We start from the raw sequence: 15,526 nt of genomic DNA, 5'->3' as shown, positions 1-15,526 counted from the left end.
ACCGGCCGCGCCCTCATGTCGCTCTGCCCGCCCTGTGCGCGACGCCAGATCACCAGCTGGGGCGTCGTCCACTACGCCTTCCCGGTCCTGAGCGCCCGCGTCACCGCTGACACGGGCTGGTCCGCGATCGCCACGACGGCTGCTTTCTCCGGAGCCCTCCTGGTCTCCGCCCTCGCAGGCATCCCGGCCGACCGCATCCTTGACGAACGCGGCCCACGCGCCGTGATGACGACCGGTTCCCTGCTCGGCGTCGGGGCCGTACTACATCCGCAGCACCAACTCCCCCTGTCACAGCAGTTGGAGGGGCATGCGAACAGACGACTGCGCCGTTGTCGACCGGTACCCATCCGAAGCGTCGGTTTTGGCTTGGATCGGCGCCCGGCGCGGGTGATGACGACTGGCGGGGCTTCGTGTTCCCGTTGGCGTTCTCGACGTCGGTCACGGGGCCAGGGCGGCGGTCAACGCATTGACGAGCTGGGCGAATTCGGTACGTTGCCGGTCGCCCAGCGTGGCGTAGAGCGGCGCCTGCAGCTCGTCGGTGAGGTGCTCGGCACGCCGCCATCGCGGGATCAGAGTTTCGGCAACGGGATGTGGCTCTTGCCAGCCGTAGTGGGTCGCCGGCCCGACGCCGAGGTTGATGACCATTGCCTCTCGGGCGCTCAGCCCGCTCAGGCGCACCGCCGCCAGATGGCAGGCGCCACGGTGTTCGCGCAGTACGTGTATGCGCTGCATGGCCGCACCGACCGGGTCGTCGGTGGGGCAGGGCTGTGCGCGCCAGCCGGCGAACAGAGGCAGCGCGTCGGCGTCGGCGGCGTCGATCAGCCGCTGCGCCAGGCGGTTGAAGTGTTCCACGTCGACGTCTGCGGGGATGTGGGCGTGCCCCCACGTCCGGACGGCCTGTGCGTACCAGCCGGCGGCTTCCTCCGCCGGCATCACGGGCCGTCCCGCCAGCCAGCCCGCGGCGACCAGGCCGGGCCCGAGGAAGCCCTGCACCGCTTGGACCACGTCGACCGATGCCTCGCCGAGCACCCCGAACCGGCCGCGGCAGTAGAAGCCGCGCCCTGCGGGAAAGCCGGCACGCAGACCGACGGCGGCGGTCGCCTCGTCGGACATGAACTCGTCACCGAAATCGTGAAGGGGCCGGGCAACCGCGGCGATGCAGTCGAAGATCTCCATGGGCTGAAGGTCGCTCACCATGACTCAACAGGTCAAGGGGGTGATTTCTGACGGAACCCTTTAGGTAATCTATCGAGTCATGCTGGATGTCCGCCGTCTGCACATGCTCAAGACCGTCGCCGCTCGCGGCTCCATCACCGCGGCCGCCCAGTCTCTGGCGCTGTCCCCCGGGGCCGTGTCCCAGCAGCTGTCCGCGCTGCGCCACGACGTGGGAGTCGAGCTGCTGCGCCCCGACGGGCGAACCGTGGCACTGACGGAGGCGGGCCGGGTGCTCCTCGAACACGCCGACCGGATCCTCGCCGCCGTGCAGGAGGCCGAGAGTGCCGTCGCGGCGGTCAAGGGCACGGTCGGCGCCACCGCCACGCTCGCCGCGTTGCCCTCGACCGTCGCCCGGATCGTGGCCCCCGCACTGACCGCGCTGGGATCGGACCACCCGCAGCTCACCGTGACCTGTCTCGTCACCGACCAGGCGCAACTGCGGGAACTCACCCTCGGCACCGTCGACGTGGTGCTGGGACAGCGGTATCACCACCTGCCCGATGCCACACCCCGGGGCATCGAGGTCTCCCCGCTGCTCGACGATCCGCTGCTCGTCGTCACCGCGGCCGGCCAGGGCGACGAGCGGCCCGTCGCCCTGCGGGAACTGGCCGTGCACAGCCTCGCCGTGCCGCCGCCGACCACGGACTGCGGACAGGCCATCCTGCACGCCTGTCACCAGGCCGGCTTCACCCCCACGCCGCGCTACGTCACCGCCGACATCGCCGCCCAGCTCGCCGTCGCACGGGCCGGCCTCGCCACCGCGCTCGTCCCCCGGACGGCCATCGACCCGGCCACACCCGGAATCCGCACGGCGCCCATCGAGGACCGCCCTGTCCGGCGCCTGCTGTTCGCCGCGACGCGTCGCACCGAGACCGCGAACCCGACGACCACGGCCGTCGTCGCAGCGCTGCGCGCAGCCGCCGCGCGGGAGAACCGCACCCCGCGCCTTCGGCCGGCCTAGGACACGCCGTCGAGCGGTCGCAGGAAGCGGCGCTCGTACCGCTTGATGCAGCGGGTGTCACGGGCCAGTTGGAATGCTTCCTGGCACTCCGGGTCGGACATGCTGTCCGTGCGGTACTGCTCGTACGCGGCCAGGCTGGGAAAGGAGAACAGGGCGTAGGCGATGTCGCTGTCGCCCTCACTCGGCAGGAAGTAGCCGTGGTGCGTCCCGCCGAAACGGTTGACGAGTCGGACCCAGCGGCGGCCGTATTCCTCGAAATCCTCGAGCTTGTCGGCGTCGATCTCATACTTCAGATGAATGGTGATCACGCCTGCATGATGCCGTGCGACGGTTCGGGCTCGATGAGGGGCTGAGACCGGGATCGTCCGGGAGCAGCGAGATCCGGCACGCACTCGTGCTGGAGGGTGGGCCGGCCGAGGTCCCTCAACCATGGCGGGGACCGCAGGCCGTTGTGCCCGCGGTCCCGCCCGGGTGTGGGGTCAGGACGGGTCGCCGTACTGGAGGCCGCGTCCGTTGGTGCCGACATAGACGCGCCCGTAGGTGTCGGGGTCGCCGGTGATGACGCCGCCGCCGCCGATGGCGCCCCACTGGTGGGCGTCGTCGTTGACGCGGAGCCAGGTGGCGCCCTTGTCGGTGGAGCGGAAGACGCCGGTGACGTCCTTGACGGTCCCGATCAGGTACAGGGCCTGGTAGGAGGCGCCCGGCGCGGCCTTGCCGAAGCCGAGGGCGGAGGCGGACTTCACCGTGGTGAGCGTGGTGAAGGTGCGGCCGCCGTCGGTGGAGTGCAGCAGCCCCTTGCCACCGTCGGCGATCCACAGGTCCCCGGCGATGCCGGGGACGGCCGTCAGCCGGCCGGTGGGCAGGTTGGTGGCGCGGGCGGTGAAGGTCGCGCCGCCGTCGGTGCTGGCGTAGAGCGTGCCGCCGGACAGTGAGTAGAAGGTCCTGGCCGAGGAGCGGTCGGCGACGACCACGGCGCCGTTGCCCAGGCCGCTGACCTTCGACCAGCTCGCCCCCTTGTCGGTCGAGCGGTACGGGGCCTGACCCTCCTCGGTCCAGACGATGGCGGAGCCGTCCGCCGCGAGCGCGACCTGGCCGCTGTCGGCGCTGCCCACCGGCTCGGCCCTGAAGCCGCTCCAGCTGCTGCCGCCGTCGGTGGAGTAGGCGCCGTCCTGATCGCCGCCACGGCCGACGCGGACCATCACCGACGGGTTGGACTGGGCGAAATCGATGTCGGTGCTGGTGATCATCATCGGGTTCTTCAGCCGCCCGGCGGGCACCTCGGTCAGGGAGCTGGAGGAGCTGTAGTGGAAACCGCCGAGGTCACCCATGGAGGAGATGACGGTGGCACCGCCGGGCGGGGCGACCGCGTCCAGCACCGCGGTCTCCTCCAGCCCTCGGGCCCCCACGGTCCAGTGGCTGGTGCCGCCGCTGTCGGTGGCGCCCGCGTCCTTGCTGCGCCAGATGCCGCTGCCGGTGCCGTACAGCACGTGCCCGGAGTCGAAGGGATCGATGGCCAGGGCGGTCATCCAGTGCCCGGTGCCGGTACCGACGTAAGGAGCGCCGGAGGCGTCCCGCTCCGACTTCGAGGCCAGTGCCTTCCAGGTCGTGCCGCCGTCGGTGCTCCGGTAGATCTCGTCCTCGGGCCACCAGCGGTCGAGGGTGGTCACCATCACCGTGGACGGCTTCCGCGGGTCGACGGCCAGACCGGAGAACCCGTAACTGCCCTGGGACGGCGAGACGTTCTTCCACGCCCCGCCGGACGGCGTGTACTTCCACACCGAGCCCGCGGTCACGCCGTTGGGTCCGACGACGTCGGTGTACGTCAGGTACAGCGAGCCGTCACCGGAGAGCACGCCGTGCTGCGGCATCTGGCCGGTGGGCTGCCCGGAGACGGCCTTCCAGGTGCTGCCGCCATCGGTGGAGCGGTACAGGGAGGTGGACCTGTCGGCGACGCCGACATAGACCGTCTTGCTGCCGGCCGGGCCGTACGTCACGAAGGAGATGCCCGCGCCGCTGCTCGCCCCGTCCTTGACGGGGAACGAGGAGACCTGACTCCATGTCGCGCCGTGGTCGGTGCTGCGCCACAGGCCGTTCTTGCGGGTGCCAAGGAGCAGGGTGCCGGGGTCTTCGGGGTTGATCACCAGCCGTTCGCCCGCCCCGCGGCCGTCCTCGTTGGCGCCCAGCTTGAAAGGCAGGTCGGTGCGCTTGAAGGTGCGGCCACGGTCCGTGGAGCGCAGGATCGCGCCGTTGCCGGCCCAGCTGTTGGTGTAGGTGCCCGCCCCGAGGTAGAGCCGGTCGGGGTCGACGGGGTCGGTGGCCACCGAGTCGATGCCCAGCAGGTTCCAGTCCTTCTCGCCGGCCCAGTCGGTCAGCGGGATCCACTGCTCGGCCGCCACGTCCCAGCGGTAGGCGCCGCCCATGTCGGTGCGCGCGTACAGCAGGCCCTTCTCGCGCGGGTTGAACACCAGCCCGGTGACATAACCGCCGCCCACCACCTGGGCGTTCTTCCACATGTACGGTCCGGCCGCGGCCGTGGTCTGCGCGGTGCCGGTCCCGGCCGCCTGGGTCTCGGCCGTCTTCACCAGCTTCCACTGCTGGTTGGTGCTGCCCCTGCCGGGATACTGGATGACTGCCGCGCCCTCGGCCGTGGAGCCTCCGGAGACGTCCAGGACCTGGCCGCTCCTGCGGGAGGTCAAGGTGACGGCATCGGAACCGCTCACCTCGTCGATCCGCCACTCCTGGGCGGCGGAGGAGCTGTCGGTCTGCTGCTCGGCGGCAGCCGCCCGGGCGGTCGAATTACCCGCTATGCCCAGCACTTTGCCGCTGTTGCGGTTGACCAGCTCGTAGTAGCCGTCCCCGGCGGGTCTCAGCTTCCACTGCTGGTTGGCGGTGCTCTGGTCGGTCCACTGCTGGATGCGGGTGCCGTCGGCGGTGGAGAACGCGTTGACGTCCATCACCTTGCCGCTGCGTACGGAAACCAGCCGGTAGTAGGCATTGCCGTCGACCGTCGCCGCCTGCGAGTCCTCCTGCGCGAACAGCAGATACGGCACGACGATGGCGGGCACGCCGAGCAGCAGACCGGTCGCGGTCCAGCGACGACGGTGACGTCCGCGGCGCCCGCCGTTCGTGGGGTTGTTCATGGGGAGGTGCTCTCCTTGCATGCCGTTCACCAGAGGAAAGGGGGATCCAGCTACCGATTGGCCGGATCCGACTCCTTGTGGTCACAGGAAACGCAAAGGGTTGCCTTGAGCCGGGAACTTTCTTCAGATCACCTCGTGGTGCGGCAGGCGTTGATCAGCGGCGTCCCGGCGTCCCGGCGTCCCGGCGTCCCGGCGTCCCGGCGTCCCGGCGTCCCGATGTCCCGATGTCCCGGCGTCCCGGCGACCGGGGCGGCGACCACAGTCGTTCGTGTACGGCTGATCGACCCCCGCCCATCGGCGGGGGTCGATCAGCCGACCGGCGGGGCACCTCCCGAAGCTCGTCGGATGGTGTGCCGCCCCTGCCTGGGCAACGTTGGCACAGTGACTGACGTCGAAAGCGCCAAGAAGGCGCATCCCCGGCCCGCACCCGCACTCGCACCCGCACCCGCACTCGCACCCGCACCCGCACCCGCACCCGAGGCCGCCACCACAGCGACGGAACGCCCAGCGCCGATGGCGCGGCTGGTCGGGGTGGACTTAGCCCGGGCACTGGCCGTGTTCGGAATGTTCGCCGTGCATGTGGGCCCCTTCCCCACACCCGGGGGCGGCGTCGGCGACTGGTTCCTGGGCCTGGCGAGCGGCCGGGCTTCGGCATTGTTCGCCACCCTCGCCGGGTTCTCGTTGATGCTGATCGCCGGCCGCCGCGAGCCGAGGACCGGCCTGGCCGGCCGGCAGGCGAAGGCCAGGATCGTGATCCGGGCCGTGATCCTGCTGGTGCTGGGCACCGCGTTGGCGATGACCAGCTTCGGCGGCGCCGTGATCCTCAGCTTCTACGGGGTGTACTTCCTGCTGGCCCTGCCCCTGCTGCGGTTGCGGGCCCGGACGCTCGCGATCATCGCGGTCGCGCTCGCGGTCGTCACGCCGCAGGTGGCGTTCGGCCTCCGGGCACTGCTCACCGAGCCGATCGTGAACACCATCGACACGTACGACCCGATCGCGCGAATCTCCGACGTGGGCGTGCTCGACCTCCTGCTCACCGGCCTCTACCCGGCGATCACCTGGATGACGTTCGTGGTCACCGGCATGACGTTGGGCCGGCTGGATCTGACCTCCGGCGCGGTGCGGCGGCGGCTGGCCGTGGTCGGTCCCGCGCTGATCGCGTTCGGATACGGCGTCTCGTGGCTGGCGCTCCGGTTGTCCGGCGGCGCTCAGAAGATCGTGGTCCGGTCGCCTGAGATGAAGGACCCCGGTGCCATGAAGGACCCCGGCATGACATCGGGATCCTTCGACATGCCGGTCGGTGGTGGGCTGGGGAGCCCCGAGGCATGGGGTTTGCTGGCAGCCGAGCCGCACAGCGGTTCCACGTTCGACCTCATCGGCAGCATCGGGATCGCGATCACCGTGCTCCTGTGCCTGACCGTGGCGATGGACCGACTGCCGTGGCTGCGGCGGCCGGCAACTCCGATCATCACCGTCGGGACCATGTCCCTGACCATCTACGTGGGTCACATCCTGGCCATCCTCGCCCAGCCCGGCGAAGCGGCCGCCCCGCCGCAGTCCGCCTCCGCCGCGCTGCTGCTCTGGTTCGTCCTCGGGGCCATCCTGTTCGCGGTGATCTGGTCCCGCTTCTTCCGCCGCGGACCCCTGGAGTACCTGCTCAACGGCGCCACCAAACTGGCGAATTCCGTCCGATGAGCCTCGGGCGGCGCTGCGGTGTTGTCCGCGCTGGGTGAGGACCTCCTCGGCAGCGCCAGCGCCGTGCCCCTACGCCACCTGTCGCGCGGGCACGCCGCCGTACCCGCCACTCCGGGGGAGTGAACAACCCTCGCGGGCGCGGACGTTGGCTCACCGACAGGCCAACTGCCCCTGGCTGCACGTGTTCTGTTGTCCAGAAGGGACGGGAGTTGTGCGAATGCTGTGCGAGGGGGTGACAAGGTGATCGGACGTGCTGCATTTGATGCGTCGGGGGAGCCCGGGGCCCGTGGGGTTCTCGGGGCACTGACCATGAGGAGGAACAGAAGTGATCCGTGTCTCGCGCGTGACGGCCGCTGTGGCAGCGGCCCTCGCGCTGGCGCTGGCGTCGCCGGGGGCGGCGCAGGCCGCGCCAAAACCGGACCCCGGGCGGCCGTCCGCTCCCGCGTCCGCAGGGCTTCCCGAAGGCTGGCGGACCACCGGTTCCGGGGAGTCGGCGGAGCTGGTGTGGCGCTCGCCCGAGAAGGTGCCGGTGGGCGATGCCCAGGTCGAGTTCCGCAGCGGGGAACGCCTGTTGGGCACCCCCAGACCCGCCGCGGACGGGCGCACCTTCCGGCTGCCGCTCGACGGGGTGCGCCTCGGAAGGACGGACGACCTGCGGGTCGAGGCCGCAGGGCGCCGTCTGGACGCGGCCGGAGCGAACGCCGCAGCCCGTGAACGCCGCGGACCCGACAGCTCATCGGATCCGTCGCGCCTGCCGCAGACGGCGACCGTGAACAAGGTCGACCCCGGCGTGGCCGGCTCGTTCCGCACGACCAGCGGCGAGTACTCCCTGCCATCGGTCCACCTGCCCGGTTACGACACCGAGGTGGAGATGAAGGCCGTGGTGGTCGCACCGGAGGGCGCCACGGGAAGCCGCCCGCTGGCACTGTTCCTCCACGGGCGCCACGCGACCTGCTTCAAGGGCGACGACCTGACCCTGGAGTGGCCGTGCCCGGCCGATCACGAGCCGGTGCCGAGCTACCGCGGTTACCTGCACGACCAGCGACTCCTCGCCTCCCAGGGCTATGTGACGGTCTCTATCTCGGCCAACTCCGTCAACGCCCAGGACTGGCAGGCCGACGACGCCGGCGCGCAGGCCCGCTCCTCGCTGATACGGCTGCACCTGGCCCACTGGGCGGACTGGGCCGCCGACCCGTCCACGGCCCCCGAGGTCGTACGACGGGCACCCCGCGCCGACCTCGGCCGGGTGCTGCTGGTGGGCCACTCCCGTGGTGGTGAGGGCGCCGACAGGGCCGCGCTGGACAGCCTCACCCCGCCGCCCGCCGACCAGGACGGCTACCACGGAGAAACCCGCTGGACGATACGCGGAACCGTCCTCATAGGCCCCACGATCTTCGGCCAGAACCCCGCACCCGACGTGCCGTCCGTGACGATCCTGCCGGGCTGCGACGGAGACGTCATCGACCTGCAGGGCGAGTACTACGTCGACGGCACCCGAGGGGTCAGCCGCGGCAAGGCCCTGCACAGCGCGGTCTACATGACCGGCGCGAACCACAACTACTTCAACAGCGAGTGGACCCCCGGCCAGGCCACGGCACCGGCCGACGACGACTTCTCCTACGGCGGCGACGAGCACGACCCCCTCTGCTCGCCGGGCACCGCCACCCGGCTCACCGCCGAGCAGCAGCAGAAGGCGGGCTCGACGTACATAGCCACCGCGGCCCGGCTGTTCGTCGCCGGTGACGACCGGGCCCGCCCGCTGCTCGACGGGTCCCCCGCGCGCGCCGCCTCCGCCGGACCCGCCCGCGTCCTCACCCACGCCGTCGGCGCCGCCCGCTCGGGGGCGTTCCTCCCCGCTCCCTCCGCCACGGTCAGTGGCGGCCGGCTGTGCGCCCAGGTGGACCCGGACCCGAACGTCTCCTGCCTGGACCCCGACCTCACCACCGCTTCCCCGCACTTCACCCAGTGGCGCAGGGTGACCCCCGGCAAGGAGCCGGACCGGTACGCGCTGGCCATGACCTGGAGCCGCTCCGGCACCGCCACCGAGCTCAGCCCCGCCCGCCCGGTCTCCCTGTCCGGCGCGAAGTCGCTGAGCCTGCGCGTGATCGTCCCGCCGAACACCACCGGCACCGAGCTGGACGTCGCCCTCACCGACACCTCCGGCAAGCGGGCGGACCTCGGCCGGGTCCGCGTCGACGGCCTGCCGGGCACCTCCCGCACCTCCTCCTACTGGGCGCGTGAAGTCCGCGTACCCCTGTCCGCCGAGACCCGGGAGCGCATCGACCTCGGCCACGTCAAGACCCTGCGCCTTACCCCTCGTACCGGGTCCGGGACGGCATGGCTGATGGACGCTCACGGCTGGCGCCCCGGCACCCCCGTCGTCGAGCCCGCGCGGCTGGCGCGCGTGGACGTCGGCCACCTGACCGTCAAGGAAGGCGACTCCGGCACGCGCACCTACCAGGTGCCGGTACGGGTCTCCGGGTCGGGCGGCGGCGAGGTCCGGCTGTTCGTGGACGAGCCGGGCAGCGACCACCCGGTCGCGCGCACGCTGAAGGTCCGGCCGGGCACCCGCGTCGACGTGCCGGTGACGGTCGAGGGCAACACCCGCTACGGCTCCGACGAGGCCCACCGGGTGGCCGTCAAGACCGTACGCGGCGCGGTGGTCGGCTCCTACCTGGGCGGCGTCACCGCGCAGAACGACGACCCCCAGCCCACGGTGACCGTGACGCCGGTCGCCGACCAGGTCACCGAGGGCCGGCCGCTGGTCTGGCGGATCAGCCTCTCCACGGTCGCCGATGTCGTCATGTGGACGGACCTGCGACTGCTGCCCGTCTCCGACGGCACCGAACTGTCCACCAAGGACGTCCCCGCGACATGGCTGGACGAGACCCTCGGGACCTCGCCGGATCCCGAGCGACCACTGTCCGCACTGCCGGACGGCGCGCTGCTCATGTCCGAAGTGCCCGCGGGTGGCCTGAGCGTCGACGTGTCCGTGCCCACCGTCACCGATCAACTGAACGAGGACTCGGAGTCGCTGCGCCTGCGCCTGTTGACCTACGACGCCGACGGAGCGCCCGTCGAGGGCCCGGAGTTCACCGGCACGGTACGTGACGCCTCCTAGCGGAGCGCCCGTACCGTACGAGGCTCCATGAGGTGCCGTCGGCCCTCCCGCTCCCCGCGGGAGGGCCGACGGCACCGCTCGGGGCCGGCTCACTTGCCGGCTTCGGGCCCGTACCACTGGTGTGCCTGGCCGGGGACGGCGGCGACGCACTCGAAGTCCCGGTCACGGTGCGGGAGGGCGGACGGCCGCTCCCGGCCCGCGCTCAGCCGGTTCGCCAGGCCGACCCGAGGGCCGCCCGGTTGGCGCGCAGAAGATCGTCCAGATCCGTCTCGTACAGCGAGTCCGGCACGTTGTCGGAGAAGATCTCCAGGACGCAAGGGCCGCGGTAGCCGACGCTGTGGGCGGCGTGCAGCAGTCGGCCGACCGGGATGTCGCCGGTGCCGACACCGCGCCGGTCCATCCGCGAGCGGGGTGTGCGCCAGTCGCTGACCTGGAGCAGGAACAGGCGGTCGGGAGCGTCGGCGAGGCGGGGGACGAGATCCGGGTCCTGCCACAGGTTCCACAGGTCGAGGCAGACGCCCACGTTCTCGCGGTCGACCTCCTGGACGATGTCGAGCGCCTGCCGGTAGGTCCAGATGGCGGTCTCCGCGTTGAGCAGGACGGGGTTGAGGGGCTCCAGCGCGATCCGTACGCCGTGGTCGGCGGCGATCTCCGCCAGTTCGCGGTGATGGGTGACGACCTGGCGGATCGCCTCGTGCAGGTTCCCGTCGGGCGCCGGCCCGGTGTTCGTGACGAAGGCCGCGCCCGGGGCGAAGGGTGCGATGAGTTCCACGCTGCGGCGGAAGCGGTCCAGCCGGTCGCGCCGGCCGGCCGGGTCCGGCTGGGTCTCGCTGGGGAACACGGTCCGTACGACGGGCTGGACCGAGCTGACCGGCAGTCCCGCCTCGGCGACCGAGGCGAGTTGCGCCTTGGCGCGGTCTTGGTCGTCGTGGAGCTTGGTCTCACACAGCTCGATCGCTTCGACACCGAGGCCGGAGTAGTGCGTCAGGTCCTCCTCGAAGGACCAGGGCATGGTGGTGAACTGGTTGACGCCGTAGGGGAAGGGGAACGGAGGTGTGGGACTGCTCATACGAGTACTTTCGTGTCGTTCCTGCTGTCGTTCCTGCTGTCGGTCAGGAAGCCGGTGACCGTGCGGTGGAACTTCTCCGGCTCGTCGAAGAACAGCGCGTGGCCGCTGTGCTCGAAGAAGACGGTCCGGGCGTCCGGGAGCACCTCGCCGACCCAGGCGGGGCCCTGCCAGGGGAACACCTGATCCTGACGTGCCACCAGGACCAGGCTGGGCAGCCGGGTCGTGGGCAGCAGGTCCCGCCAGTCGTGGCGGGTGTGATCGGCCATCAGGGCGTTGCGTGCGTACGGGGGTGACTTGGCCATCTCGGCCAGCAGCAACTCCCGCTCCTGCGGGGTGGGTTCGGTGGCGAAGACGGTGCGGATCTGGTCCTCGTCGAAGGCCGGGGGATCGCAGGTGAGCTGCGTCTGCAGGGCGGCCAGGGAGGGTTCGTCGTAGCAAGTGGCGTGTGCGTGCGGCCAGTCCGGTGCGTAGTACTGGCGGGGTGCCTGCTCGACGTACACCGCGCGGGCCAGGCGGTGGCTGCCGAACAGTTCCAGATGGCTCCAGATGACCGGGCAGCCGAGTGACCAGCCCAGGACGGTGACCTCGCGCAGGTCGAGTGCTTCGAGGAGGTCGAACAGGTCCTTGGCCAGCCTCGACACGCGATAGCCGTGACGGGGTTTGCCGGAGTCGCCGTGGCCGCGCAGATCGACGGTGATGACGCGGGCGTGTTCGGCGAGGGCGTCCACGTTGCGGGTGAAGAAGCGGCCGCTGAAGCCCCAGCCGTGGATCAGGACGAGAGGAGGGCCGGTGCCCTGTTCCTCGTAGTGGAGGGTGACGTCGTCGCTGGTGGTGATGGTGCCCATGGATCTCCTTCTACGTGCCTTCTACGTGCCTTCTACGTGCCTTCTGCGTGCCTTCTACGTGAGGGGGCCGGCGAGGCCCTCGCCGAGCGCGGCCACGGCGGCGGCCCCGTGCCCGGCCGCGAGCAGCGGCGTGCGGATGTCGTGTTCCAGGTCGGGCAGGTAGCCGAGGAGGACATCGGCGGGTCCCGGGATCCGTACGCGGCCCAGCGCGGCCGGCAGCAGCAGGCTCCGCGCGCGCCCGAGCCGCTCGGACCGGCCACCGGACTCCACGGTGACCGGGGCACCGGTGTTGCTGACGACCAGCGCGGTGGAGAAGTCGTGCACCAGTGGGGCCGTGGTGCCCGCCTGCCACCGCTCCAGGGCGAAGTACGGGCCGGCGCACAGCACGGTGCGTTCCACCCCGCCCCCACGTTCCCGGACCGCGCACCGGATGCGCGCCGCCGGGTCGTGGAGCGAAAGCGGGGGACCAGGGTGTCCAACACCGTTCGGGGCACCCGGCTGAGCAAGGGTTCTGGCAACAGGACTCACTCCCGCTCAGTCTGTAGGACCGGTACCAGTCCACGGTCACTCCTAATTCCTGACGTAGTGTCAGAGAATGGGCTGGCCGCCGGTGACGGCGATGCGCGCACCCGAGACGTACGCGGCCTCGTCCGAGGCGAGCATGACGTACACGGGAGCGAGTTCGGCCGGCTGCCCGGCCCGCCCCAGCGGTGTCCGGCCGCCGAAGTCCTCGACCTGCTCGGGCGGCATGGTGGAGGGGATCAGCGGCGTCCAAATGGGCCCCGGGGCGACGCTGTTGACCCGGATGCCCCGCTCGGCGAGCGACTGGGACAGCGAGCCGACCATGTTGGCCAGGCCCGCCTTCGTCGCGTTGTAGGCCAGCAGGCCCGGCGGCGGCGTGTCGGAGTTCACCGAGCTGGACGCGATGATCGACGCACCCGGCTTCATGTGCGGCACCGCCGCCTTGCAGAGGTGGAACATGGCGCTGAGGTTGGTCGCCAGCGTGTGGTCCCACTCCTCGTCGGGGATCTCCTCGATCGAGTCGCGGAACATCTGGAAGGCCGCGTTGCTGACCAGGACGTCGATGCCGCCGAACGCCTCGACGGCCCGCGCCACCACCTCCCGGCAGTGGGCGGGATCGGACAGGTCGCCCCGCACCAGGACCGCCTTGCGGCCGGCCTTCTCCACCCAGCGCGCCGTGTCGCGGGCGTCGTCCTCCTCCTCGTTCAGGTGCGAGACGAGGACATCGGCGCCCTCGCGGGCGTAGGCGATCGCGACGGCCTTGCCGATGCCGCTGTCGCCCCCGGTGATCACGGCTGCCTTCCCGGCCAGTCGGCCCGATCCGCGGTAGCTGTGCTCACCGTGGTCGGCCTGGGGCCGCAGGGCCGCCTCGGTACCCGGAGGCTGTTGCTGCTGCGCGGGCGTGGGCATGGGGAAATCCCCCTCTTTTCTCTCATCGTGGGGATCGCTGCACCAGCTGGAGGCGGTAGCGCCGCCGTACCCGAACGAAGGGCCGCGTCAAAGTGCGGCAAAGGGGTGGGCGCCGGTGCGCCTGTCACGCCGACCGGGGTACCCGGGGTGCCTGGCAGGAAACCATCCCTACGACAGTCGTACGACGCAAGGAGAGCCGATGGCCCCGCCCCGCAACCGTGCACAGGACGACCACCAGGGGAGGGGGAAGGGACACACCGCGAAGGGCCACCGCGGGCAACCGGACGGGCGCGCGCTGCTCGCGGACCCGTTGAGCAACAAGGGCGTCGCCTTCACCCAGGAGGAGCGGGAACGGCACGGCCTGGTCGGGATGCTGCCGCCCGCGGTGCTGTCCCTGGAGCTCCAGGCACGGCGAGCCTGGGAGCAACTGCGCGCGCAGCCGGACGACTTGGCGAAGAACGTGTACCTGGAGCAGCTCCACGACCGCAATGAGGTCCTCTATTTCCGGCTGCTCTGCGACCACCTCCCGGAGCTGCTGCCGATCGTGTACGACCCGACCGTGGGCGAGGCGATCAAGCGCTACAGCCACGAATACCGGCGGCCGCGCGGTGTCTACCTGTCCATCGACCGCCCGCAGGACGTCCGCCCCGCGTTCGAGGCGCTCGGCCTCGGCCCCGACGACGTCGACCTGGTGGTGGCGACCGATGCGGAGCAGCTCCTCGGCATCGGCGACTGGGGTGTCGGCGGCATGCAGATCTCGGTCGGCAAGCTGGCGGTCTACACCGCCGCCGCGGGAATCCACCCGGGGCGGGCCATCCCGGTGATGCTCGACGTCGGCACCGGAAACCAGGCGCTGCTCAACGACCCGCTGTACGTCGGCAACCGGCACAGCAGGGTGCGCGGCGAGGCGTACGACGCGTTCGTCGCCGCCTTCGTGGAGGTGGTGGGCGAGCTGTTCCCGCGGGCGCTGCTGCACTGGGAGGACTTCGGCCCCGGCAACGGCCGCCGTATCCTCCAGCGGTACGGCGAGAAGATCCGCACGTTCAACGACGACATGCAGGGTACCGGCGCGATCACGCTGGCCTGCGTCATGAACGCGGTACGGGTCACCGGCACGCCCATGCGGGATCAGCGGATCGTGGTCTTCGGCGCCGGGACGGCGGGCGTGGGCATCGCCGACCAGTTGCGTGACGCCATGGTCCGCGACGGACTGGACCACGAGGAGGCCACCCGGCGCATCTGGTGCGTGGACCGCCAGGGTCTGCTGCGGCAGTCCACCGAGGGACTCCGCGACTACCAGCAGCCCTACGCGCGGCCCGACGACGAGTGGCCCGACGACAGGCCGGCCGACCTGCCGGGCGTGGTGGACCAGGCGCGGCCGACCGTGCTGGTGGGAACGTCCACCCAGCACGGGGCCTTCACCCGGGACGTGGTGCGTTCCATGGCCCGCCACGTGGACCGGCCGGTCGTCCTGCCGCTGTCCAACCCCACGGAGAAGATCGAGGCCATGCCGGCGGACGTGCTGCGGTGGACCGGCGGCAAGGCCCTGGTCGCCACCGGCATCCCGGTACCTCCGGTGGAACTGGACGGCACCACGTACGTCATCGGCCAGGCCAACAACGCCCTGCTCTACCCGGGGCTGGGGCTGGGCGCCGTGGTGGCTCGCGCCGAGCGGATCACCGACGGCATGCTCCAGGCCGCGGCGGAAGCCGTAGCCGGCCTCGCCGACCTGTCGGAGCCCGGCGCCGCCCTGCTGCCGGAGGTGGAGAACCTGCGCACCTCCTCGGCCGTGGTCGCCGCGGCCGTCGCCCGCCGCGCGGCTGAGGAGGGCGTCGCCCGGGCCCGTCTTGACGACGTGACACAGCAGATCCAGGACGCCATGTGGCAGCCCGAGTACGGCTGACAGGAGGAGGCGGCGTATGCGACGCACGCGGCGTATGCGACGCACGCGGCGTATGCGACGCACGCGGCGTATGCGACGCACGCGGCGTATGCGACGCATGTGGGGAGATCGCCAAAAAGAACTGTTTCTCCCGCTCTCCCGCTCTC

Annotated in this window: 11 protein-coding genes and 1 pseudogene; 5 read left to right on the top strand and 7 right to left on the bottom strand. The window is 71.3% G+C overall.

Translation table 11 applies throughout. From position 1 onward, the window contains the following. Positions 1 to 23: 23 nt before the first annotated feature. Positions 24 to 249: pseudogene (locus JIX56_RS21750) on the top strand (MFS transporter); the annotation flags it as partial. Between the two features lie 189 nt (positions 250 to 438). Here the strand turns inward: JIX56_RS21750 and JIX56_RS21745 are convergent. Then, positions 439 to 1,176, bottom strand: a complete 738-nt coding sequence (locus JIX56_RS21745) for an SCO6745 family protein (protein ID WP_257551560.1) — start codon at positions 1,174 to 1,176, stop codon at positions 439 to 441. A gap of 79 nt (positions 1,177 to 1,255) precedes the next feature. Between JIX56_RS21745 and JIX56_RS21740 the strand changes: the two genes are divergently transcribed. Then, the gene (locus JIX56_RS21740) at positions 1,256 to 2,176 is read left to right on the top strand and encodes a LysR family transcriptional regulator (protein WP_257542873.1); all 921 of its coding nucleotides are present in this window, start codon (positions 1,256 to 1,258) and stop codon (positions 2,174 to 2,176) included. Here JIX56_RS21740 and JIX56_RS21735 read toward each other — a convergent pair. Then, positions 2,173 to 2,484, bottom strand: coding sequence for an NIPSNAP family protein (locus JIX56_RS21735; protein ID WP_257542872.1), 312 nt, complete (start codon positions 2,482 to 2,484; stop codon positions 2,173 to 2,175). The two genes, JIX56_RS21740 and JIX56_RS21735, sit on opposite strands and share 4 nt — an antisense overlap. A 171-nt stretch (positions 2,485 to 2,655) precedes the next feature. Beyond that, a complete protein-coding gene (locus tag JIX56_RS21730; RefSeq protein WP_257542871.1) occupies positions 2,656 to 5,316 on the bottom strand; it encodes an RICIN domain-containing protein in 2,661 nt (886 codons plus the stop codon). A 381-nt stretch (positions 5,317 to 5,697) separates the two neighbouring features. On the opposite strand from JIX56_RS21730, the gene JIX56_RS21725 reads away from it, so the two are divergent. Together JIX56_RS21725 and JIX56_RS21720 are read left to right on the top strand one after the other, a co-directional pair. Next, the gene (locus JIX56_RS21725) at positions 5,698 to 7,011 is read left to right on the top strand and encodes a DUF418 domain-containing protein (protein ID WP_257542870.1); all 1,314 of its coding nucleotides are present in this window, start codon (positions 5,698 to 5,700) and stop codon (positions 7,009 to 7,011) included. 325 nt (positions 7,012 to 7,336) lie between these two features. Beyond that, the gene (locus JIX56_RS21720) at positions 7,337 to 10,132 is read left to right on the top strand and encodes a hypothetical protein (protein WP_257542869.1); all 2,796 of its coding nucleotides are present in this window, start codon (positions 7,337 to 7,339) and stop codon (positions 10,130 to 10,132) included. 202 nt (positions 10,133 to 10,334) lie between these two features. On the opposite strand, the gene JIX56_RS21715 is transcribed toward JIX56_RS21720, so the two are convergent. The 4 genes from JIX56_RS21715 to JIX56_RS21695 all read right to left on the bottom strand — a co-directional run bounded on the left by JIX56_RS21715 (position 10,335) and on the right by JIX56_RS21695 (position 13,477). Further along, positions 10,335 to 11,201, bottom strand: a complete 867-nt coding sequence (locus tag JIX56_RS21715) for a sugar phosphate isomerase/epimerase family protein (RefSeq protein ID WP_257542868.1) — start codon at positions 11,199 to 11,201, stop codon at positions 10,335 to 10,337. After that, positions 11,198 to 12,046, bottom strand: a complete 849-nt coding sequence (locus JIX56_RS21710; RefSeq protein WP_257542867.1) for an alpha/beta fold hydrolase — start codon at positions 12,044 to 12,046, stop codon at positions 11,198 to 11,200. The genes JIX56_RS21715 and JIX56_RS21710 overlap by 4 nt, the downstream gene beginning before the upstream one ends. Before the next feature lie 54 nt (positions 12,047 to 12,100). Continuing rightward, positions 12,101 to 12,445 (bottom strand): hypothetical protein, encoded by a 345-nt coding sequence (locus JIX56_RS21705; protein ID WP_257551558.1) that lies wholly within the window; start codon positions 12,443 to 12,445, stop codon positions 12,101 to 12,103. Between the two features lie 189 nt (positions 12,446 to 12,634). Continuing rightward, positions 12,635 to 13,477 carry an SDR family oxidoreductase gene (locus JIX56_RS21695; protein WP_257542866.1) on the bottom strand — a complete coding sequence of 281 codons (843 nt, stop codon included), beginning with the start codon at positions 13,475 to 13,477 and terminating at the stop codon, positions 12,635 to 12,637. Positions 13,478 to 13,676: 199 nt separating this feature from the next. Here JIX56_RS21695 and JIX56_RS21690 point away from each other — a divergent pair, with 199 nt between their 5' ends. Then, entirely contained in the window at positions 13,677 to 15,380 is a 1,704-nt protein-coding gene (locus JIX56_RS21690) for an NAD-dependent malic enzyme (protein WP_257542865.1), read from the top strand. Positions 15,381 to 15,526 lie beyond the last annotated feature (146 nt).

Source organism: Streptomyces sp. CA-210063 (assembly GCF_024612015.1).
Taxonomy (GTDB): domain Bacteria; phylum Actinomycetota; class Actinomycetes; order Streptomycetales; family Streptomycetaceae; genus Streptomyces.
Note: the sequence above shows the minus strand (reverse complement) of the source record. Positions and strands in the feature narration are given on the sequence as shown.